Below are 21,333 nucleotides of genomic sequence, written 5' to 3' on the forward strand. Positions count from 1 at the left end.
ATGATTGGCGCCTTGGTTCGGAGTTCTGGGTTAAATGTGCTAGGATACCGGCGTCGGGGCAGATGAAGACAGGTATAGGGCTTTCACTTCAGGAGGGTCACGATGGCACTTACAGATTGGTACGTTGAGGGCGCGGCATTCGGGAACTGCAATTGCGGTTACGCCTGTCCCTGCCAGTTCGAAGAACTACCCACCCATGGGAATTGCCGAGGGTTCGAAGTGCTCGAGGTGTCCAAAGGGCATTTCGGCGAGATCGACCTGACGGGCACCAAGGCGGCACTGATATATGCCTGGCCCGGCCCGATTTTCGAGGGCGGAGGGGAAATGCAGGTGATCATTGATCCGGGTGCGACAGACGCGCAGCGGAATGCGCTGGAGAAAGTGTTCCACGGGGAAGAAACCGACGAAATGGCCACCCATTGGTTCGTGTTCCGTGCCATGTGCAAAACCGTGCATGATACCCTGTATCTGCCGATAGACTTCGATATCGACATCGAAGGGCGCAAGGCCAATGTCACAGTAGGCGACGTGTTGCGATCAACCGGGCGCCCGATTCAGGCCCCGCATGGTGGCGGAGAGCACCGGGTGCGCATTGATATTCCCGGTGGGATCGAATTCACCATCGCCGAGATCGGCAGCGCCTCGACCACGGCGAATGCTGCGATCACGCTGGACCTCAAGGATAGCTTTGGCCAGTGGCATGTGTTGAAACACGGGCCGTCGGGGGTCGCCCACTAGGGGCGTTCTGACCGTTTCCGCCCCCTGTTTCACTGAGCCGTTAACGCGCTGCTTCAATGCGGTAAAAGCGTTTCGCCGTGTTGTGAAAGACATCGGTATGACTGGCGACCGGGACGATGGCCTCATGCCGGGATACGGTATCCTGATATGTCGCGCTTAGGCTGTCGACCGGGAAATTCGACCCGAACATGCAGCGGTCAGATCCGAATTGGGACAGGCAGGTCTTTATGATGGGCGAAACGCTGTTGGCGCTCCAGCTGTGATCAAACATCCCCAAACCGGACAGCTTGCAATAAACCTGCGGCAAACAGGACAACGACGTCATGGCATCGGACCACTGGCGCAAGCCTTCATCCGTTCGATCATGCGGTGATCCGGCATGGCACAATGCCACCTGCGTCTCGGGGGACTGGGCAAGAACGGCAGCGGTCTGTTGCATCAACTCGGGCAGAAGTTGCAGGTCAAAGGACAGGCCACGCGCCCCCAATTGTTGAAGGCCGGATAGGAATTTGGGGTCCTCTAGCAGTGCATTGGTGCCAGTGACTGCGTCCTCGCCAGGCGCGCGGCCTATGATCTGTCGAACACCGCGCAGGGACGGCAAGGTTTGAAGGCGATCGAGTTGTTCACTCAGATCATCAGCCGTCAGATCGCAGAAGGCCACCTGTACCAGAGGCCAGTCCGGAAACTGGTCGGCCACGGATTGAACCCAACGCGCTTCGGCCCACGGGTCTGCTGCTCCTACCTGGATATGTACCGACGCGCCAAAGCCCTGGGCTTCGGTATCCGCGCGGAACTCTGGCAGCAGATAATCCCGTTGGATAGACGCGGGGTCACCAAAAAATCGAACAACACCTTTTTCGACCAGCCACGGATATGTCACAGCGGACAGGTCCCAAAGGTGGTGATGCGCATCTATCTTCATGGCGTTTCTATCCCTGTGCTGCGTTCCAGAATGTCGACGCCTTGCCCTTTCCAGAAATGCAGCAGGTCAATGAAAATCCAGTTCTCAGCCAATTTGTCACCATCACGGCGATAAATATCGATCACCCGAAATTCGCCGGTCTGGCCGGTGGCCGGCATCCCCATGAAACCGCCGGTTGGAATGGCCGTAAAGTTGGGCCAGCCAAAAAAGCCGCCGTAATGTCCCTCGGCCAGTCGGCAAATATGATTGGTCTTGGAACGGTTCGTGAAAGCGGCGCGGAACGGGCCGGAGTGCTGCTTGGCATAGCGTTCGATCGTATAGGTCGCGCCGATACCTTCGGGGCCCCACCACAGCATGTCGTCGTGCCAGCTTTGGGCCAGTTCATCCTCAAGCGATAGCCCGCTGTTCCATTGGCCCAGATCTGCAATCATCGCATTGATCACGGTCAGAGTTTTCTGCCCCTCTTCGATGGGCTGTTCAGCTATCAGCAGCCCGTCATGCGTTCTTGGACCTGGCTGCACCACATGCATGGCGGTCTGCGGTGGGAAGGGGTTCTGCCCGGCCTGCACCATCAGATGCGGAATGTCGAAATACATAGCTGTTTCGACAATCTGCCCCTCGGCGATCCGATAAAAGGCACAATATCGTAGGAAAGTCAGCTTGCCTGTCGGGCGGATGCCCAACCACGGTTGGTCAAACAACCCCATAAGATGCCCCATTGAGACGACCCAGATATCGGCCTCGTCCCGCAATGAGTTCTGTCCGGCAAACAGAATGTCCTCGCGTATTTGAAGATGGGCTAAACTGTGTTTGAGCGGCTGCCAGAATCGGTCCCCTACTTGCGCGGAACCGCTAAGCTGATTGAATGGATGAAAGCCACGCCACAGCATATCTGGTGCGCAAAATTGGCCCAGAACCTGCGTGATTTGATGCTTGCCTGCGCCTTCCAACTTCTTGTGAAAGGCAATGATTAATTTTTTTGCTTTCTGAAAGTGTTCGGAATTTACCATGTTTCTCAGTGTTTTATCAGGTTCATCCGCCAGGGATGAGTCGGGTTTCAGCTTCATTTTTGCATACGTATGCAAAAAAGTCTTGCTCGATTTGATACATGCGAATTACAGTTTTGCAAACGTATGCAAAGCGAATCCTTGTTGGGGGCACCATGGCGGAAATCAAATTGCGCAACGTCGGCAAACGCTGGGGTACCTTCGTGGGGGTCCACAATTTTGACCTGACGATCGCAGATCGCGAGTTTCTGGTGCTGTTAGGCCCGTCGGGCTGCGGCAAGACCACCACGATGCGGATGATCGCCGGGCTTGAGGATGTGACCGAGGGCGAGATTCTGATCGACGGCAAGGTCGTCAACGATCTGGAGCCCAAGGATCGTGATGTTGCGATGGTGTTCCAAAGCTATGCGCTTTATCCCAACATGAACGTCTATGAAAACATCCGCTTTCCGCTGAAGGTGCGCGGCATCGACCCAGCGACCCATGACGACAAGGTGCGCCGTGCCAGCGCGATGGTTGAACTGGACGATTTCCTGCATCGCAAACCGGCCGAACTGTCGGGCGGTCAGCGGCAGCGTGTGGCGCTGGCCCGCGCCATTGTGCGCGAGCCCAACGTGTTTCTGATGGACGAGCCGCTGTCGAACCTTGATGCCAAGCTGCGGGTTTCGACCCGCGCGCAGATCAAGAACCTCAGCCACGAACTGGCGGTGACGACGATCTATGTAACCCACGACCAGATCGAGGCGATGACACTGGCTGACCGCGTTGTGGTGATGAAACAGGGCGTAGTGCAGCAGGTCGGCAGCCCGACCGAAATCTATGACCGACCAGCGAATACCTTTGTGGCCAGCTTTATCGGCTCACCGGCCATGAACCTGATGGAGGGTGAGGTCGCGGGCGGGGTGTTCCGCGCGGAACATGTGGAGATACCGGTGGACGCGCCGGACGGCCCCATGACGCTGGGCTTCCGGGCCGAGGATGCCAGCCTTGCCGAAGGCTCGGGCCAGATTACCGCGCCGATTTACACGCTCGAATTGCTGGGCGACGCGACCATGATTTCGGTCCGGGTTGGCGGGGCTTTGGTGTCGGTCAAGGCCGATAAATCTTTCCGCGCCGAGATTGGGGACAACGTCTCGTTCTCGGTGCCAACGGAAATCTGTCACCTTTTCGAAGCTGGAAGCGGTGCGCGGATCGGGGGCTAACCCCAAAAACAGCCCATACGGGCATAACAGCGGTCCGGACGTCGACGACGGACCCATCCTGACAGGGAGAAACGCATGAAACTCAAGACGATCCTAATGGCAGGCGCCATGGCCATCGCGGCAAGCGGTGCATCTGCGGCCTGTTCTTACGAAAATGAAGTTCCGCTGAAATCGCTTTCGGCAGGGTTTGAGGCCTGGAAAGCCGTCACCGATGCGATGGCCGAATGCGGCAATTTCAGCGCATCGCTGGATCAGGAATTCCGCGAGAAGCAGCCCGAAGCCTTTGCGGCCGACCCGTCACTGTATCAGATTGGCGGCGTTGCGAATGAAACCATGATCCCGCTGCTAAACGCGGGCACGATCCGTCCGCTGGATGATCTGGTTGCGAAATACGGTCAGGACCTGCTGCCCAACCAGTTGATCAAGGTAGATGGCAAGGTGATGGCGATTGCTATGATGGTGAACGCGCAGCACCTGATGTACCGCAATGACGTTCTGGCCGATCTGGGCATCGAAGAGCCCGCCACCTATGACGATGTTCTGGCGGCGGCGGCCAAGATCAAAGAGGCCGGCGTGATGGAATACCCCATCGGCGGTACATTCAAGACAGGTTGGAACCTGGCCCAGGAATTCGTCAACATGTATATGGGCGAAGGCGGCACGTTCATCGGCGAAGGCAACATGCCCTCGATCAACAATGAAAAGGGTGTCAAAGCGCTTGAGACGATGAAGGCCATGACCGAGTTCATGGATCCGGAATATCTCGTGTCCGACTCCACCTATGTTCAGCAGCAGTTCCAGCAGGGCAAGATCGCCATGGCGAACCTGTGGGCCAGCCGCGCAGCTGCCATGAATGACGAGGCCGAAAGCCAAGTGGTTGGCAAAGTCACCATGGCCTCGGCCCCGATGGGGTCCGAGCGTCCCTCTACCACGATCTGGTGGGACGGCATCGTTCTCGCCTCGAACATGAGCGATGAAGAGGCCGACGCTGCTTTCCGTCTGGTCATGGAAGGCATCGACGGTGACATGGTCAGCGCCAACAATGACACCGCCGTCTGGCTGAACGCCGCCTATAAGCCCGGCGATCTGGCCGCTGGCGCTGCGGCTTCGGCGGAAAACGGTGCTGGGGCCTACCCGGCCAGCGCCGCAATGGGTGTTCTTCACAGCGCATTGGGCAATGGTCTGGCCGATTACCTGACCGGTGCCAAGGACGCACAGACCGCGCTGGCCGATATCGAGGCGGATTACATCACCGCAGCGAAAGAGGCTGGTCTGATCAGCAACTGATCCTCTCTGGGGAGGGCCCCGTGCCCTCCCTCTTTTCCCACTTGAGAACCATGAGAAAGGCAGAGCCATGAATTTCCGGACATTTGCCGCCTTTGTTGGCCCCTCTGTCTTTATGATGCTTCTCTTTATCGCGTTCCCGTTGGTCAGCGTGTTCAAACAGAGCTTTTACATCACCCAACCCGTCTATGAGACGGTCGAGGTCGAAACCTGCACCCCCGGCTTCCTGACCCAAACCTGCGTGATCGAGCAGAAATCGCAGCCCAAGCTGGATGAACACGGCGAGGTGATCACCCAGACCGAATATGTCGGCCTGCAAAGCTATCGCAATGTGCTGGAGCCTGAACGCGCGTGGCGCGCGATCACCGAGGGCAACTGGTCGGTCCTGTCCACCATCAACTTCTGGAAGGCGCTGCGGTTCACTCTGACGTTCACGCTGATCACGCTGCCTCTGGTCATCGGGTTCGGGCTGGGCATCGCGGTTTTGATCAACAACGCCGCGCGGTCGATCCGTGGGCCGGTGATCTTTATCTCGCTGCTGCCCTTCATCATCACGCCGGTGATCGGTGCGCTGTCGATCAACTGGCTGTTCCGTGGGGACGGCATCCTGACGGCGCTGCTGGAGTGGTGGCTGAACCGCGACATAGCTCTGTTTGCGCAGGCGTGGACGATTGAAATTCTGATGATGTTCTACCGCGTCTGGCACGTGGCCCCGTTTGCGGCCGTGGTGTTCTATGCCGGGCTTCAGACCGTCAATCAGGACAGTCTGGAAAGCGCCGTGATCGACGGAGCGACCCGCTGGCAGCGCATGAAGTACATCGTCATTCCGCATCTGATGCCGCTGATCATCTTCGTGTCGATGATCCACCTGATGGACGCCTACCGGGTGTTCGAAGAGATCGTCGGTTTCTCCAGCCAGGCTTACGTCATCTCACTGCAATGGCTGACCTTCGACTTCCTCGTGCCGGATCAGGCGGGCAACCGGTCGATCAGCCGGGCCTCGGCCAGCGCGATGCTGACCATGATCGGGATCGTCCTTCTGCTGATCCTGCCGCTGCGCCGCACTTGGCGCGACCATAAAGGAGGCCACTGATATGTCCTCGCGCGCGCTTCGCCAACCTCTCAGCCTGCGGCTGACCTCGAACATCTTCCTCGCGTTCTGGTGTCTTGTCGCCGCCTTCCCGATCGTCTGGATCGCGATCATGAGCGTCAAATCCCCCGTTGACGCCTATGACAGCAACGCGCTGAACGTGATCTTTGGCCCGGCGACGCTGGCCACAGGGAACGGGCTTTCGGTTCTGGATATCATCGTTGGCATCGCGGTGATCTGGGGCGCGGCCATGGTCGTGACCAAAGTGCTTCCCGCGAAGATCAAGGAATACACGTCACCGGGCCAGGAATGGTTCGGTTGGGTGGTCGGAGTGCTTGTCGCCCTGATCGCCTTCCTGCTGGTGTTCTTTGTGGTCTTGCCTGCGGTTCTGAATGTGCTGAACCCGCTGTTCGGTCCCCTGGGTCGCGACGTACTGGGCATGACTACTGAACACTATAAAACCGTCTGGGTCGATCGGGGCTTTTCCAACAACTTCAAGAACTCGCTGATCGTGACCGCCGGGGTTGTGACCGTATCGCTGACCGTAGGCACACTGGCCGGTTATGGTCTGGCGCGGTCGGGCTCGACACTGGCCTTCTGGATCCTGCTGATCGCGCTGATCTTCCGCGCGCTGCCCCATTCGGTTCTGGTTGCGGGCTATCTGCCGGTCTTCATCAACTCGGCCGAATGGCTGGCGCCTATTCTGGGTGAAAATGCACCGACGCTCTATGGCAAGCCTTTCGCCGTGATCGCGGTGCTGGTGGCGATCAACCAGCCGTTCACGATCTGGATGCTGCGCTCGTTCTTCCAGAATATTCCGGCCGAACTGGACGAGGCTGCACGGGTTGATGGCTGCAACCACTTTCAGGCTTTCCGCCGCGTGATCATGCCGGTGATGTGGCCGGGGGTGATCACGACCGGGCTGTTCAGCTTCCTGCTGGCATATAACGACTTTCTTGTGACCTCGCTGCTGCTTGATGCACAGAACCAGACGATGGTCCCCGCCATTGCGGGCATGTTCAACCGCGAGACAACGACGACCGATCAGGTGGTCGCTGTGGCCGCTGCGGTGTCGATCATCGCCCCGCTGTTCTTCCTTGTGATGATCTTCCAACGCCAAATCGTTAGTGGCCTGACCGCTGGCGCAGTAAAAGGATAAAGAAATGAAGGGTTCCCGCCCGGAACAAGCCGTTCTGACCCGTGATACGGACATGTCCAAAACGGATGAAACGCGCCGTGTGATCGAGACGATGGTCGATGGTCTAAATGACCACCGCATTGATGATATCGGCGAGTTCTTCTCGCAAGGATTCCGCTGGTTGGGCAATCAGGGCTGCGGTACCAAGACCGGCTTGAAAGAGTTTCAGGACAACTGGCAGCGCCCCTTCCAGGCCGCGTTTTCCGACAAGACCTGCATCGATGAGGCTCGTCTTTACATGGGCGAATGGGCCGCCGCCTTTGGCCGGCAAGAGGCCACGCATTCCGGCGAGTTTCTGGGCATCGCCCCCACCGGCAAGCGGGTTGAAATCCGGTACATGGATTTCTGGAAAGTGGTCGATGGCAAGATCGTCGACAACTGGGTGAATGTGGATTTCGCCCATGTGGCCGCACAGCTGGGGGTCGATCTGTTCAATGGCGAGGGCTGGGAAGCCTATGACCGGGGTGAGAAAACCGCCCCCCGCCCCGACAAGTAAGGATCAGGACTATGGCAATCGAGTATCTCAAACGCGGCAAATCCGACGCTGACCGGGCCGAGGATGACGCCAAGACCCGCGCCGTGGTCGAGGCCACGCTGAAAGACATCGAAACCCGTGGCGACGCCGCCGTGCGCGAGCTGAGCGAGAAGTTCGACAATTACTCGCCCGCCTCGTTTCGCCTGTCGCCAGATCAGATCGACGAGCTGATCGGCCAACTGACCGAGCGTGAGCTGGACGATATCAAATTCGCGCAGGAACAGGTGCGCAACTTTGCGCAGGCGCAGCGGGACTCGATGCTGGATATCGAGGTTGAAACCCTGCCCGGCGTCATTCTCGGCCACAAGAACATCCCGGTGCAATCGGTTGGCTGCTATGTGCCCGGCGGCAAGTTCCCAATGGTGGCTTCGGCTCATATGTCGGTGGCGACAGCCAGCGTGGCGGGTGTGCCAAGGATCATCGCCTGCACACCTCCGTTTCAGGGTAAACCGAACCCGGCAGTGATCGCCGCCATGCATCTGGGCGGCGCGCACGAGATTTACGTCATGGGCGGCATTCAGGCCATCGGCGCGATGGCGCTGGGGACCGAAACCATCGACCCGGTTCACATGTTGGTCGGTCCCGGCAACGCCTTTGTGGCCGAAGCCAAGCGCCAGTTGTTTGGCCGCGTGGGGATTGACCTCTTCGCAGGTCCTACCGAGACCATGGTGATCGCAGATGAGACTGCAGCGGATGCAGAGCTTTGCGCCACCGACCTGCTGGGTCAGGCCGAACATGGCTATAACAGCCCCTGTGTGTTGCTGACCAATTCGCGCAAGTTGGCCGAAGATACTCTGGCCGAGGTCTACCGCCTGCTGGGTATACTGCCAACCGCCGACACCGCGAAAGTGTCCTGGGAAGAATATGGCGAGGTGATCGTTTGTGACACCTATGATGAGATGCTGCAGGTCGCCGATGACATCGCCTCTGAGCATGTGCAGGTGATGACCGACCGCGATGACTGGTTCCTTGAGAACATGACCTGCTACGGCGCGCTGTTCCTTGGGCCGCGCACCAATGTGTCGAATGGGGACAAGGTAATTGGCACTAACCACACACTGCCCACCAAAAAGGCCGGGCGCTATACCGGCGGGCTTTGGGTGGGTAAGTACCTGAAAACGCACAGCTACCAGAAGGTTCTTACTGATGAGGCGGCGACGCTGATCGGCGAATATGGCTCGCGCCTGTGTATGCTGGAAGGCTTCGTGGGCCATGCCGAGCAATGCAATGTCCGCGTCCGCCGCTATGGCGGGATTAACGTCCCTTATGGCGAGGCGGCCCCGTATCGGGACGCCGCCGAATGAGCGACCCCCATACACAGCACAAGGCCCTGATCGCGCAGGTCAGGGCGGCTATGTATGACTTTACCGAAACGGGTGTGCGGCAGGCGCTGGCCAAGGTCAGCGCTCCGGATGCCCTGTTTCGGTTGTGCCATCCGTTTGGCGACAGCACCGGCAGCGATGCCTTCTACGACACTGCCTTTAAGGGTCTGCTGGACGCATGGCCTGACTTGGAGCGGCGCGACTACATCGTCATGGCCGGGCCGGATGAACACGGTGCGGATTGGGTCGGTTGCGGCGGCTATTATACCGGTACCTTCACCGGGCCGTGGTTGGATATCCCGCCGACCGGCCATCAGGTGACAATGCGGTTCCATGAATTCTATCGCTTCCGTGACGGCAAGATCGTCGAGATGCAGGCGCTGTGGGACATCCCCGAAGTGATGATGCAGGCCAACGCCTGGCCCATGGCCCCCAGTCTTGGGCATGAATGGCAGGTGCCGGGCCCCGCGACGCAGGATGGTCTGGTGCCGGGGCCATATGATGCCGATAAAGGTCAGCAGACATGCCAGCACATCATCGACATGCTGGATCACCTCAAGAAACACCCATCAGAAGGTGGGCCGGAGGTGATGGAGATGGAAAAGTTCTGGCATCCCCGCATGAACTGGTACGGCCCCGCCGGGATCGGAACCGGGCGCGGCTATGCTGGGTTTCGCAACTGGCACCAGATTCCGTTCCTGAACGGGATGCCGGATCGCGGGAAGTATGTGGATGACATCACCTATCACTTCTTTGGCGATGGCGAATACGCCGCCGTCACCGGCTGGCCGAACATGATCCAGACGGTGACCCATGACGGTTGGATGGGGATTGCGCCCTCGGGCCAGCGGATCACCATGCGCAGCCTTGATTTCTGGCGGCTCGAGAATGGCCTGATCCGCGAAAACTGGGTTCTGGTAGATCTTCTAGACGCATACCGCCAACTGGGAGTTGACGTGTTCGCCCGTCTGCGGGAATTCAACAAGGCCCGAAATATGGGCCGTATTGAAATACCGGATGGAATGAGCTGATGACTGACCTGCCCCGCACCCCTTCGTTTTCGCTAAGCGGTAAAACCGCGCTGGTTACCGGCGCCTCGTCGGGTATCGGTCAGGGCTGCGCCGTGGCGCTTGCCGAGGCCGGGGCGCATGTGGTCTGTGCTGCGCGCGGGGTGGATCGGCTGGCTGAGACCGTCGCCGCGCTGCAGGCGCAGGGCTGGTCGGCCGAGGCTGCGGTGGTGGATCAGGGCGACTTGCAGGCGCTGAAACAGCTGTTCGAAGGCCGCACTTTTGACGTGGTCGTCAATTCCGCCGGAACCGCCCGCCACAGCCCGGCTGTCGAGACCACGCCTGAAGATTTCGACGCAGTTACCAGCGTCAATCTGCGTTCGGCCTATTTCCTGTCGTCCTATGCGGCCAAGGCGCTGCTGGCGGCGGACAGGCCGGGGTCGATCATTCATATCTCAAGCCAGATGGGCCATGTGGGCGGCGTGGACCGGGCGCTTTATTGCGCCACCAAACACGGGCTTGAGGGCATGGTCAAAGCGATGGCTATCGAATGGGGCAAACAGCGCATCCGCATCAACACGGTCTGCCCAACCTTCATCCGCACGCCACTGACACAATCCACGTTTGATAACCCCGAACGCGCCGCGTGGATCATGGACAAGATCAAGCTGGATCGCGTGGGAGAGGTCGAAGATATCATGGGTGCCGTAACCTATCTGGCCTCGGACGCTTCGGCGCTGGTGACGGGCACCTCGATGTTGATTGACGGGGGGTGGACGGCGGACTGATGCGCTATGACGACAAGGATATCAGCATTCAACGCCGTCTACGGGATGCGATCCTTGATGCTATCGTCGAAGAAGGCAAAACGATGATCTATCGACCCTCTGCCGGGATGGCGAATGAAGAACCGCATCACTTTTGGGGGCGTTTTGGCCCGATCTTGGACGAATACGGATTGAAACAGATCGACAAAGACTCTGTTCGGGAAGATGCGCAGCAACGGATCGGTAAACTGAACGAACCCGATGCCGATACGGTGCATCAGCTATTTGTTCAGTTTCTGGGCGAGCGCCCCGGAAGCCAACTGCCGGACACCCGGGGTGACTTTCAAGTACCGGACAGTCTGCGTGGGGTCATGGATGCCTGTTGCGATTTGACCTTTGCGGTTCCTACGATCTCGCGCGGTTTTCGTTGGACCGAGCGGGTTGCCCCCGTCATGCGTGACGCAAAACGTTGGGACCATGAAGGTGTGTCCAAGCAGGACGAAAGCCAGGCTATGGTTTCCGAATTTCGTGCGCAACGTGAACAGCGCGGTCGTGAGTTTGAAAAAACGGCACCGATCCATGCCATAGACGGTCTGCGGGACATAGCAAAAGCCGAAGGCCCAATGGCAGCATTGCAATCCCTGAATCAATACCACGATGGCAATGCATGGCTGAGCATTCACGACCCGACCGTACCGCGTGGTATGCCGACGATGGGGCTAGATGCTGGGATGATATTGCTGGCTGCATTGTTGAGAGAGAAACCGGATGGCTGAAAAGGTCACATCCCTGCAGGTTGCGCAACTGGCCGGTGTCAGCCAGTCAGCGGTCAGCCGGGTTTTCACGCCCGGTGCCTCGGTCAGCAAAAAGACCGAAGACAAAGTGCGCAAGGCAGCTGCTGAGCTGGGTTACAGGCCCAATGTTCTGGCCCGTGCCATGGTCTCGGGCAAAAGCCGCATCATCGGTTTGGTGGTGGGGTATCTTGAGAATTACTTCTATCCCGAGGCGCTTGAGAAGCTCTCCAACGCGCTGCAGGAACAGGGCTATCACGTGCTGATCTTCATGGCCTCACGCTCGGCCGGGAATATTGACGACGTGATGGATGAAATTCTGGATTATCAGGTCGATGGGGTCGTTCTGGCCTCGGTTCCAATGTCGTCGGATATCGCCACGCGCTGTCAGCAGGCCGGCGTTCCGGTGGTGCTGTTCAACCGCACGCAGGATCTTGACGGGATCACCACAGTGGCCTCGGACAACTATGCGGGCGGGCGCAAAGTGGCCGAGTTTCTGCTGGCCGGAGGGCATGAGCGCATTGCTTATGTTGCGGGCTGGCAGGGCGCCTCGACCCAGCGCGACCGCGAGGCGGGGTTCCGCGCGGCATTGGCTGAAGGCGGGCAGGATGTGTTCGCCCATGATGTCGGAGATTTCCATACTGAGAACGCCCGCGCCGCCGCCCGTCGGATGTTTGATGTTGCCCCCGGCAAACGGCCCGACGCGGTGTTTGTGGCCAATGATCACATGGCTTTGGCGGTGATGGACGTGATCCGCTTTGAACTGGGCCTGCGCGTGCCCGAGGATGTCTCGGTCATTGGTTATGACGACGTGCCGCCCGCCGGGTGGCCCGCCTATAACCTGACGACCATCCGCCAGCGCGCCAATCTGATGGTGGCTGAAACCGTCACCGCATTGCTTGACCATATCGACACCCCGGCCACGGCCAAACCGCGGAAAGTGGCCATTGACGGGCCGCTGATCGTGCGGACCTCCGCGCGGTTGCCGAAGGGGTGGGAACCACAAAGGACTGAGACATGAAAGGCTTTGATCCGAAATTCCGGGATTTCCCGGACTACATCATCGGCATCACCAAAGAAATTTGGGAGGATCGCGGCATCGCGACCCTGCACGAGTATTACGGCAAGGATATCGTGGTGCGGATGCCGGGCAGTGTCTCGACCGGCAATCAGGGTGTTATCGGCGCGACCATGGCGACACTGGCCGAGTTCCCCGACCGTACCCTTCTGGGCGAGGATGTGATCTGGTCCGGTACGCCCGAGGATGGGATGCTGTCGAGCCACCGCATCATGTCCAGCGCCACGCATCTGGGCGATGGCGCGTTCGGCAAGGCGACCGGGTCCAAGCTGCGCTATCGCATTCTGGCCGACTGCCATGCCCGCAACAATACCATCGACGATGAATGGCTGATCCGCGACAATGGCGCGATCGTCCGGCAGATGGGGTGGGAGCCCAAGGAATTTGCCCGCGACCTGATCGCGCGTGAGGGCGGGGCCGAGGCATGCGTCAAACCTCTGACCCCGGCCAATGATCTGGACGGGCCGTACAAAGGGCGGGGGAATGACAACGAATGGGGCCAGCGCCATGCTGACCTGCTGACCCGGATGATGGGCGCGGATATGGGGGCGGTTGAACGCGACTATGATCGTGCCGTGCAAAGTGAATATCCCGGTGGGGCCACCGGCCACGGGCGCGACGCGGTGGACCGGTTCTGGATGTCTCTGCGTGCCGCGCTGCCCAATGCGACCTTTACCATTCATCACCAAATCGGGCGCGAGGATGCCAACATGCCGCCCCGCTCGGCCATCCGTTGGAGCTTGCATGGCAAACATGATGGCTGGGGGGCGTTTGGCGTGCCCACCGGGGCGGACCTTTTTGTGATGGGCATCAGCCACGCCGAATGGGGCGAACTGATCGGCGGCGATATCCGCCTGCGCCGCGAATGGACCCTGTTCGATGAAACGGCGATCTGGAAGCAGCTTCTTCTGACGACCGGAGACCTGTGATGCCAACCTGCCTCAAACCCAGCGAACAGGCGCGGCGGTATCACTGCCACCGCGCCGCGCTGCGGGCGCGCCGGCTGAACAATCACCCTCCTGGGGCGACGGGCTAACCCCCATCGCAACACACCCCCTTTAGGAGATCACCATGAGCACCATCCAACAACGCATCGTCCGCTACGGCGAGTTGCAGCCCTGCAAAACCGCCTTTATCGACGCCCATACGCCGGGAAGCGATCAGAAAGAGAACTTTACCATCATCGGCGGCGGCGTTTCTGAAAGCCCCGATCAGCATGTCCATATCACCGACAAGATCGGCTTTAATATCGGTGCGGCAGGCCAGCCTCCGAAATGCCGCAACTCACTGCACAGCCACACCACGGCCGAGGTGTTCTTTGTCGCCAAAGGGCGCTGGCGGTTCTTCTGGGGGCGCTATGGCACGGCGGGTGAGTTCATCGCCGAAGAGGGCGATATCTTCAACATTCCCACCGGTATCTTTCGCGGGTTCGAAAATGTGGGTCAGGATTACGGGATGATCATGTCCATCCTGGGCGGCGACGATGCCGGAGGCGGTGTCACTTGGGCCCCGCAAGTGATCGAGGATGCGCAGGCCCACGGCCTGATGCTGGGCGACAATGGCGTGCTGTATGACAGCAAGAAAGGGCAAGAGCTGCCCCACAACGTGCGCCCTATGCCTTTGCTGACCGAGGAAGAGCTGAAATCCTATCCCGAGGTGCCGGTCGAGGATGTGGTCGGCAAATACGTTGCGCGGTATTGGGACTTGATGGCCCTGTCGGCCAACAAACCGGCAGTGGTGATAGGCGAGAACGGATGGATCAAGGACAAACCCGGTTTCGAAGTCGATTTTCTGGGCCGAGGATCGTGTGTGCCAGACGCAGTCACAAGCGACAAACCCGTGGTTCTGATGCCGGCCAGTGGGCATTGGCGGATTGCGGTAGACGACCATGAGACCACATTGTCCGTGGGCGACACCGCTCTGGTTCTGCCGGGTGAATCCTATAGTGTTGTCCCATCCATGACCGGGCAGGCTGGCCTGTACCGGATTACCGCAACCAATGATCCGGCCGGAGCAACCTGGACAGGATGACCGCAGACCCGCAGGATACCCATGCAGTCTATGAGCGGCAGGCGACAGAGTATGACAAACGTCGTTCCAAAGCTCTGTTCGAAGCGCGCTGGTTGGCGCGCTTCACGGCCAGTCTTAAACCGGGTGATCACGTGTTGGATCTGGGGTGCGGAACAGGTGACCCAATCGCCCGTTGGTTCATGGCCGAAGGGTTTGACGTCACGGGCGTCGACTTTTCCAAGGCCATGCTGGCCATCGCCCGCGACCGGTGGCCTGACGGAGACTGGCTGCATTCCGATATGCGGGATTTCGATCTGGGTCGTCAGTTCGATGGTATTATCGCATGGAACAGCTTTTTTCACCTGACGGCCGCAGAGCAAAAAGCCTGTATCGCCCGCATGGCGCGCCACTTGCGATCTGGTGGGATGCTGATGTTGACGGTCGGTCCGCGCGCAGGCGAGGCAAGCGGTACAGTTGGCGCAGAAATGGTCTACCACGCGTCTCTTTCGCCTGCCGGATATGCCGGGTGCCTTGAGGACAACGGGCTTCAGATGACCGGATTTCTGGCCGAGGACCCTGAAACGCAAAGCCACACCGTGTTGATGGCGCGAAAACTATAAGGAGGCCAAAGATGCCTGTAAAAACCACGCATGTCGGGTCTTTACCACGTAAGCAAGAGGTAGTGGACTTTATCTTTGCCCGTGAAAATGGCGAACCCTACGACGCAGCAGCTTTTGATGCCTGCATGGCGGGCGCCGTAGACGAGACCGTCCGCCAACAAACCGACGCTGGTATAGACGTTGTCAGCGACGGAGAGACGTCGAAGATTTCTTATGCGACTTATGTCAAAGATCGCTATACCGGATTTTCCGGAGACAGCCCGCGCAATGCGCCGGCGGATCTCAAGATGTTCCCAAGCTTTCTGCAACGGCTGGCCGATGATGGCGGCACCCCGAAATATGCGCGACCCATGTGTACGGGCGAGGTCCGCTCGAAGGGGCAAGGTGAATTGCAGAAAGACATCGCCAACCTCAAGGCGGCCATGGCGCGGCACGATGTTGGTCAGGGTTTCATGAATGCCGCGTCACCGGGTGTGATCTCGCTGTTTCTGCAAAATGATTTCTACCCAACCCGCGAGGCTTATCTGGCCGCATTGGCAGATGCGATGAAAGAGGAATACGAAACCATTGTCGCGGCAGGTTTGGACATTCAGCTGGATTGCCCCGACCTTGCCCTGTCCCGCCACATGTTGTTCACGGACCTGTCGGATGACGAATTTCTCAAGATCGCGGATATGCATGTCGAGGCCCTGAACCATGCGCTGCAAAACGTGCCGCAGGACCGGGTGCGAGTGCATATCTGCTGGGGGAATTACGAAGGCCCGCATTGTTGCGATATCGCGATGGACAAGGTGTTCAGCACCCTGATGGCAACAAAATCGCGCTATGTCCTATTCGAGACGTCGAACCCGCGCCATGCGCATGAGTGGACTGTGTTCCGGGATCGTAAAGCCGAGATCCCCGATGACAAGATTCTGGTCCCTGGAGTGGTCGACACCACCACCAATTTCATTGAACACCCCGAGCTTGTGGCGCAACGGATTGAACGCTTTACCGGTATTGTCGGTGAGGATCGGGTTATCGCAGGCAGCGATTGCGGTTTTGGAACGTTTGCGGGATTCGGCGCGATTGATCCGCAGATCGCCTATGCCAAGCTAGAGGCGCTGGCCCAGGGGGCAGAGCTGGCCCGCGCATGACACCGTTGATTCTGTTACCGGGCATGATGTGCGATGCGCGGCTTTTCGGCCCGCAGATTGACGCGTTGTCCGGCAAGGTACCGATGATGACCTTTCCCCTGTGTCAGCACGACAGCGTACAGGGACTGGCAGTGGATATCCTGCGCAACGCGCCACCCAGATTTGCACTGGCGGGTTTGTCGATGGGCGGGATTGTCGCCATGGAGGTTCTGCGTCAAGCCCCCGAGCGTATTGAACGCCTGGCCTTGCTGGACACGAACCCGATGGCCGAGCTGCCCGATGTCAAAGCCCGCCGTGCTCCGCAGATGGACGCGGTGCGCGAAGGGCGGCTGTGGCATGTAATGCGAGACGAAATGAAGCCCAACTATCTTGCAGACGGGCCGCGTCAGGGGGCTGTTCTGGATTTGTGCATGGAGATGGCAATTGGTCTGGGCCCTCAAGTCTTTCTGCGTCAATCGCAAGCCTTGATGGACCGACCCGATCAACGTGCAACCTTGGCTGCCTATACCGGACCCGCGCTGGTTCTTTGCGGTCGAGAGGACGGGTTGTGCCCGGTCGAGCGCCACCAGTTGATGCACGATCTACTGCCAAACAGCGTACTGCACGTCATTGATGGGGCTGGTCACCTGCCCACATTGGAGAAACCAAACGAAACAACGGCGGCTTTGGCGCGCTGGTTGGAGGACATATGACACCATCCCTTTTGTCACTGTTGCGCAAAGTGGATACGCCCACTGTCTGCAACGCCATAGAAGTCGCTCAGGGTAAGCGAGGATTTGACAGATTTACGCGCGGTACCATGATGTGTTCGGCCCCGAATGAGCCTGCAATCGTGGGCTATGCGCGCACGGCAAAAATTGCAGCAGTTGCACCCCCGACCGAGGAGCCCGACGTTATCCGTGCCAGACGCATGGACTATTACAAACACATGGCTGAAGGCCCCGCGCCCTCGGTCGCTGTGATAGAAGATGTGGATTACCCCGACTGCATCGGCGCCTATTGGGGCGAGATTAACACCACCATTCACAAAGGGTTTGGCATGTCAGGGGCGTTGACCAATGGCGTAATGCGCGATCTTGGTGATCTGCCAGACGGGTTCCCGGTTATTGCAGGCTCAGTTGGTCCAAGCCATGGTTTCGTCCATGTACGCGATCTGGACACGCCGGTCTCGGTATTTGGCATGACGGTAGATCCGGGTGATTTGATCCATGCGGATCGACACGGCGCATTGGTCATTCCCGAGGATATCGTCGATCAGCTGGAAGGCGCGATCCAAAAGCTGCTGACGACAGAGCGTATCATTCTGGACGCCGCCACCCAGCCGGGTTTTGATTTCGACGCGTTCGAAACCGCATGGACGGCCTTCGAAAAAGCAAGGGTCTGAACCCGAACTGCCGTGTTTTAAAGCTGCGAACCGATCGGTAAAATGGCCAGAACGCCCGAGATTATGTGATCCCATGCCGATCCTGTCGGCTCGGCGTCATATCGCAGGACAGTGCCGTCCTGTTGCCGGGTTGTCCAAACCAGTTTGCCAGCCTCTTCAAGCGTCACATTGTACGTGTACGCGGGCAGCGCCTCGTCCAGCGCGCCCATTGTCCGAACCGCCAAGTCGGGCGAATCGATCAGGATGCCCATCTCGGTGTTGATATTGACGGATCTGGGATCCCAATTGAACGACCCGACGAAAACGTAGCGATCATCAATGGTGAACGCCTTGGAATGCAGACCCGAACGGGATTGTGCCCAGTTAATACCGCGTTGTTGAACCTGATAGGCATCCGGGCGCAGCTCGTACAGCTCGACGCCGGCGCGCAACAGGGCGCGGCGCTTTTTGGCGTAATGGGCATAGACCGGTGCCACGTCGTTTGAAGCCAGCGAATTGGTGACGACCTTGATATCGACGCCGCGGTTTTCCAGCTCGGACATCCATGCAACCCCTTTGTTTCGAGGCACAAAATACGCCGAGATGATGTTGACCTCGTTTTTTGCTGTCTCAAAATAGGGCAACAATTGCGACGCGAGTATCTGTTCGGGATCATCCGCGCCGGCTGCTTTGGATGGAGGGTCGGCGTATAGCCGGGCCTGAACCCAATCAACCGACAATGCGTTGCCGGCAAAGGTCTCTTGCGCTGACCTGCGCAGGGCGTTGCCATAAGGCGTATCGCGCGCCTCGTCGACAAGGTCATTCAGCCGGTCGCGTGCCTCGTTCAGTGAAACGCCCTGGGGTTCATCAATCACCACAGCGGCAGGAACGGCGAATTCACTGTTCCAGTAGGTATCGAAACTGTCCGAGACCTGACGGACCACTGGGCCAGTGGCCAGCACATCCAAATCCGCATAGTTCATTTCCTCGCGGGCCAGAAAATACTCGGCACCGATATTGCGCCCACCTACAATGGTGAATGTATTGTCTGCGGTCATCGACTTGTTATGCATCCGACGGTTGATGCGTTTAAAGTCGGTCAGACCGGCGATTAGCAGGCTTTGATCTCGCCAGAACGGGTTGAACAGCCTGATCTCGATATTCTCATGCAGATCAAGGGCGGCAGTCATCGCATCGTATCCGGACGTGTCCATATCGTCCAACAACAGGCGCACGCGGACACCCCGGTCCGCAGCACGCAACAGGCTTGCAGCAAACAGATGCCCGGTCGGATCGTCGTGTAGCAGATAGTATTGCGCATCAATCGTTTGCTCTGCCGCTGCCGCCATCAGCAGCCGAATGACCAGCGCCTGTTCCCCATCGCTGACAAGTCGTACGCCCGATCGCCCGTCGCCGGGATCGCCCAACCTGCTGGCCGCGCGATAAAGCTGGCTTGTCGGTTCGGCGGCGACGGATCGCGTCACCGTCTTTTCATAGGTCCGGGACGTGGGCGCGCATGCAGCAAGGGCCAGCATGCAGCAGACATGAACCGTTATGATCCATGACTTCATGAGTTTTTTCCGATCTTCATACTGACAGTGACACTCTAAACGGGCTGTTTTTCAAGGTTGTTGTTTTGAATCCCTGCAAATTGCCTGCGGCTGCGGTTCGATTGCAGATGCCGTCAGGTCCGTTCCTCAGGGATCTCTGTCGGATTTTTGATTGTTGAATTCATCGGGTTCTGATCATCTGCGATCTGAAAAAACCTATGCTCAGCCGATGGAAAGACGCGGATATGAAATTGGAATTCCACCATATCAACTTTGTCTCGCAAGATGTGGATCGCCTCCACGATTTTTACACGGGCGTTCTTGGGTTGGATGACATCCCGATCGAGAATTTCCCACGATCCGAGGATACGAAGGATCGGGGCTATAGCGGCAAGATCCGCTTTGCGACCGACGGGCAGATGCAGATGCACCTGGCCGAGAAAGACCTCGGCGTCGCCTTTAAGCATGGCGAAACGATAAACCCGGTCGAACGCGGCCACATCGCTTTTAGGACTGATGATATCGCGGCCTTCATGAAGCTGCTGGACGACAACGGCATTCCCTATTCGGATTATGGAACTGCCTTTGCCAAAGAATGGCATCAGGTGTTCTTTCACGACCCCGAAGGCAACGTCATCGAAGTCCATCAGGCGGTCTGAGTTTGGGTCTTAGGATGTGGCCTCCTCGAACCGGTGCCGGGTGGCGTCGAGATGGGATTGCATCGCTGCGCGGGCTTTACGGTGGTCGCGCTCCAGAACCGCCTGAATGATCTGCAGGTGATCTGAGGTCGCGGTCAGGTGATGGTGCATCTGATCTTCCAGCGGCCAAAGGTAGTGGTGGTTGAAGATCATCGAGATCGCGTCCTGAAACCCCACGATCAGCCTATTGTCGGCATGCGCGTTCAGAAACCGATGAAACTTGGTGTCCAGGGCGGGGAAATCCAAGTCAGCGAAATCGGAGTGCGCCGAAATCTCGAGATGATCCTGTTTCAACCTGATGAGCCCGCCCCAGAACGGGTCATTCTCGGGGATCTGGCAGAGCTTCTCGACTGCTCTGCTTTCGAACATCACGCGGACCTCATGCAGCTCTAACGCGTATTTTCGGGTGACGCCTTCCAAAACCCATCGGCGGTGGTGGTCCTTGCGGACGAAACCGAACCGGCTGAGCCCGATCAGAAATTCGCGCATGGTCTGGACCGAAACGTTGAGCTGTCGCGCCAGAAGCCTCTCGTTCAGCAGCGCGCCCGGACCGATATCCTCGCTTCGGATCATTTGCATGAACGTGGCCTCCAAGGCATCGCGCATGTCCATGGTTTCGCTGGCGGCGAAATAATCCCGCCGCTGAGGGACCCGAAGCAATTGCCGCTCTGGCCCGGCCTGCGTCAATATCCCTGCTTTTTCCAACCTCTTCAGAATTGCGCGCGCGGTTGTTCTGCTGACATCCAATTGTCGCGCGATCGCCGAGATGTTCTGGATGCTGGGATTGGCGACCAAAGCGTCCAGCATGGCATTATAGGCGGCTTTGAAAACGCGATCTGGGCGTGCCATGGCCATGTTCCTGATGTTCAATAAGATGTTTTTAATAGGGTTAAAGACATTTGAGCGCAAGTCGCCGACGGAATATGATCCGGGCAACCTGCGCTGAACATCAGCTACGCATTTGGTGTCGTGGCGAGCGCGGGGTGCAATGACATCACTGATTCAGGACACCCGA

General features: G+C 58.5%; 22 protein-coding genes. 18 read left to right on the plus strand and 4 right to left on the minus strand.

The annotated features are described in order from the left end of the window. Positions 1–102: 102 nt before the first annotated feature. A complete protein-coding gene (locus GOW48_RS16120) occupies positions 103–738 on the plus strand; it encodes a DUF1326 domain-containing protein (RefSeq protein WP_170755239.1) in 636 nt (211 codons plus the stop codon). A gap of 40 nt (positions 739–778) precedes the next feature. Here GOW48_RS16120 and GOW48_RS16125 read toward each other — a convergent pair whose 3' ends face one another. Next, positions 779–1,660 carry an amidohydrolase family protein gene (locus GOW48_RS16125; protein WP_170755240.1) on the minus strand — a complete coding sequence of 294 codons (882 nt, stop codon included), beginning with the start codon at positions 1,658–1,660 and terminating at the stop codon, positions 779–781. Then, positions 1,657–2,670 (minus strand): ester cyclase, encoded by a 1,014-nt coding sequence (locus GOW48_RS16130; RefSeq protein ID WP_170755284.1) that lies wholly within the window; start codon positions 2,668–2,670, stop codon positions 1,657–1,659. The genes GOW48_RS16125 and GOW48_RS16130 overlap by 4 nt, the downstream gene beginning before the upstream one ends. A 152-nt stretch (positions 2,671–2,822) precedes the next feature. Here GOW48_RS16130 and GOW48_RS16135 point away from each other — a divergent pair, with 152 nt between their 5' ends. The 16 genes from GOW48_RS16135 (at position 2,823) to GOW48_RS16210 (ending at position 18,091) form a co-directional block, all read left to right on the plus strand. After that, positions 2,823–3,869 (plus strand): ABC transporter ATP-binding protein, encoded by a 1,047-nt coding sequence (locus tag GOW48_RS16135; RefSeq protein ID WP_170355998.1) that lies wholly within the window; start codon positions 2,823–2,825, stop codon positions 3,867–3,869. A 75-nt stretch (positions 3,870–3,944) separates the two neighbouring features. After that, positions 3,945–5,156: an ABC transporter substrate-binding protein gene (locus tag GOW48_RS16140; protein ID WP_170356000.1), complete on the plus strand. Its 1,212-nt coding sequence runs from the start codon at positions 3,945–3,947 to the stop codon at positions 5,154–5,156. A gap of 67 nt (positions 5,157–5,223) precedes the next feature. Continuing rightward, positions 5,224–6,246, plus strand: a complete 1,023-nt coding sequence (locus GOW48_RS16145) for a carbohydrate ABC transporter permease (RefSeq protein ID WP_170755241.1) — start codon at positions 5,224–5,226, stop codon at positions 6,244–6,246. A 1-nt stretch (position 6,247) separates the two neighbouring features. Then, positions 6,248–7,402: a carbohydrate ABC transporter permease gene (locus GOW48_RS16150; protein WP_170755242.1), complete on the plus strand. Its 1,155-nt coding sequence runs from the start codon at positions 6,248–6,250 to the stop codon at positions 7,400–7,402. 4 nt (positions 7,403–7,406) lie between these two features. Beyond that, positions 7,407–7,937 carry an ester cyclase gene (locus GOW48_RS16155; protein WP_170755243.1) on the plus strand — a complete coding sequence of 177 codons (531 nt, stop codon included), beginning with the start codon at positions 7,407–7,409 and terminating at the stop codon, positions 7,935–7,937. 11 nt (positions 7,938–7,948) lie between these two features. Then, positions 7,949–9,280 (plus strand): histidinol dehydrogenase, encoded by a 1,332-nt coding sequence (gene hisD, locus GOW48_RS16160; RefSeq protein ID WP_170755244.1) that lies wholly within the window; start codon positions 7,949–7,951, stop codon positions 9,278–9,280. Beyond that, the gene (locus tag GOW48_RS16165; RefSeq protein WP_170755245.1) at positions 9,277–10,329 is read left to right on the plus strand and encodes an ester cyclase; all 1,053 of its coding nucleotides are present in this window, start codon (positions 9,277–9,279) and stop codon (positions 10,327–10,329) included. The genes hisD and GOW48_RS16165 overlap by 4 nt, the downstream gene beginning before the upstream one ends. After that, positions 10,329–11,093, plus strand: coding sequence for an SDR family NAD(P)-dependent oxidoreductase (locus tag GOW48_RS16170; RefSeq protein ID WP_170755246.1), 765 nt, complete (start codon positions 10,329–10,331; stop codon positions 11,091–11,093). The genes GOW48_RS16165 and GOW48_RS16170 overlap by 1 nt, the downstream gene beginning before the upstream one ends. Then, complete coding sequence (locus tag GOW48_RS16175) at positions 11,093–11,848, plus strand: hypothetical protein (RefSeq protein ID WP_170755247.1); 756 nt, start codon at positions 11,093–11,095, stop codon at positions 11,846–11,848. Before GOW48_RS16170 ends, GOW48_RS16175 begins: the two co-directional genes overlap by 1 nt. Next, positions 11,841–12,884, plus strand: a complete 1,044-nt coding sequence (locus tag GOW48_RS16180; RefSeq protein WP_170755248.1) for a LacI family DNA-binding transcriptional regulator — start codon at positions 11,841–11,843, stop codon at positions 12,882–12,884. The genes GOW48_RS16175 and GOW48_RS16180 overlap by 8 nt, the downstream gene beginning before the upstream one ends. Beyond that, positions 12,881–13,870: a nuclear transport factor 2 family protein gene (locus tag GOW48_RS16185; protein ID WP_170755249.1), complete on the plus strand. Its 990-nt coding sequence runs from the start codon at positions 12,881–12,883 to the stop codon at positions 13,868–13,870. The genes GOW48_RS16180 and GOW48_RS16185 overlap by 4 nt, the downstream gene beginning before the upstream one ends. Before the next feature lie 142 nt (positions 13,871–14,012). Continuing rightward, a complete protein-coding gene (locus GOW48_RS16190; protein ID WP_170755250.1) occupies positions 14,013–14,972 on the plus strand; it encodes a cupin domain-containing protein in 960 nt (319 codons plus the stop codon). Then, entirely contained in the window at positions 14,969–15,571 is a 603-nt protein-coding gene (locus tag GOW48_RS16195; RefSeq protein ID WP_170755251.1) for a class I SAM-dependent methyltransferase, read from the plus strand. The genes GOW48_RS16190 and GOW48_RS16195 overlap by 4 nt, the downstream gene beginning before the upstream one ends. Positions 15,572–15,582: 11 nt before the next feature. Next, positions 15,583–16,707, plus strand: coding sequence for a cobalamin-independent methionine synthase II family protein (locus tag GOW48_RS16200; protein ID WP_170755252.1), 1,125 nt, complete (start codon positions 15,583–15,585; stop codon positions 16,705–16,707). Beyond that, entirely contained in the window at positions 16,704–17,399 is a 696-nt protein-coding gene (locus tag GOW48_RS16205) for an alpha/beta fold hydrolase (RefSeq protein WP_170755253.1), read from the plus strand. The genes GOW48_RS16200 and GOW48_RS16205 overlap by 4 nt, the downstream gene beginning before the upstream one ends. Further along, positions 17,396–18,091: an RraA family protein gene (locus tag GOW48_RS16210; RefSeq protein ID WP_170755254.1), complete on the plus strand. Its 696-nt coding sequence runs from the start codon at positions 17,396–17,398 to the stop codon at positions 18,089–18,091. Before GOW48_RS16205 ends, GOW48_RS16210 begins: the two co-directional genes overlap by 4 nt. A 17-nt stretch (positions 18,092–18,108) precedes the next feature. Here the strand turns inward: GOW48_RS16210 and GOW48_RS16215 are convergent, their stop codons facing one another. Then, positions 18,109–19,641 (minus strand): phospholipase D family protein, encoded by a 1,533-nt coding sequence (locus GOW48_RS16215; RefSeq protein ID WP_170755255.1) that lies wholly within the window; start codon positions 19,639–19,641, stop codon positions 18,109–18,111. Between the two features lie 224 nt (positions 19,642–19,865). Here GOW48_RS16215 and GOW48_RS16220 point away from each other — a divergent pair, with 224 nt between their 5' ends. Further along, positions 19,866–20,279 (plus strand): VOC family protein, encoded by a 414-nt coding sequence (locus tag GOW48_RS16220; RefSeq protein WP_170755256.1) that lies wholly within the window; start codon positions 19,866–19,868, stop codon positions 20,277–20,279. 9 nt (positions 20,280–20,288) lie between these two features. On the opposite strand, the gene GOW48_RS16225 is transcribed toward GOW48_RS16220, so the two are convergent. Further along, complete coding sequence (locus GOW48_RS16225) at positions 20,289–21,167, minus strand: FCD domain-containing protein (RefSeq protein ID WP_170755257.1); 879 nt, start codon at positions 21,165–21,167, stop codon at positions 20,289–20,291. Positions 21,168–21,333 lie beyond the last annotated feature (166 nt).

Origin of the sequence: Ruegeria lacuscaerulensis, assembly GCF_013033355.1 — a bacterium.
Classification (GTDB): domain Bacteria; phylum Pseudomonadota; class Alphaproteobacteria; order Rhodobacterales; family Rhodobacteraceae; genus Ruegeria; species Ruegeria lacuscaerulensis_A.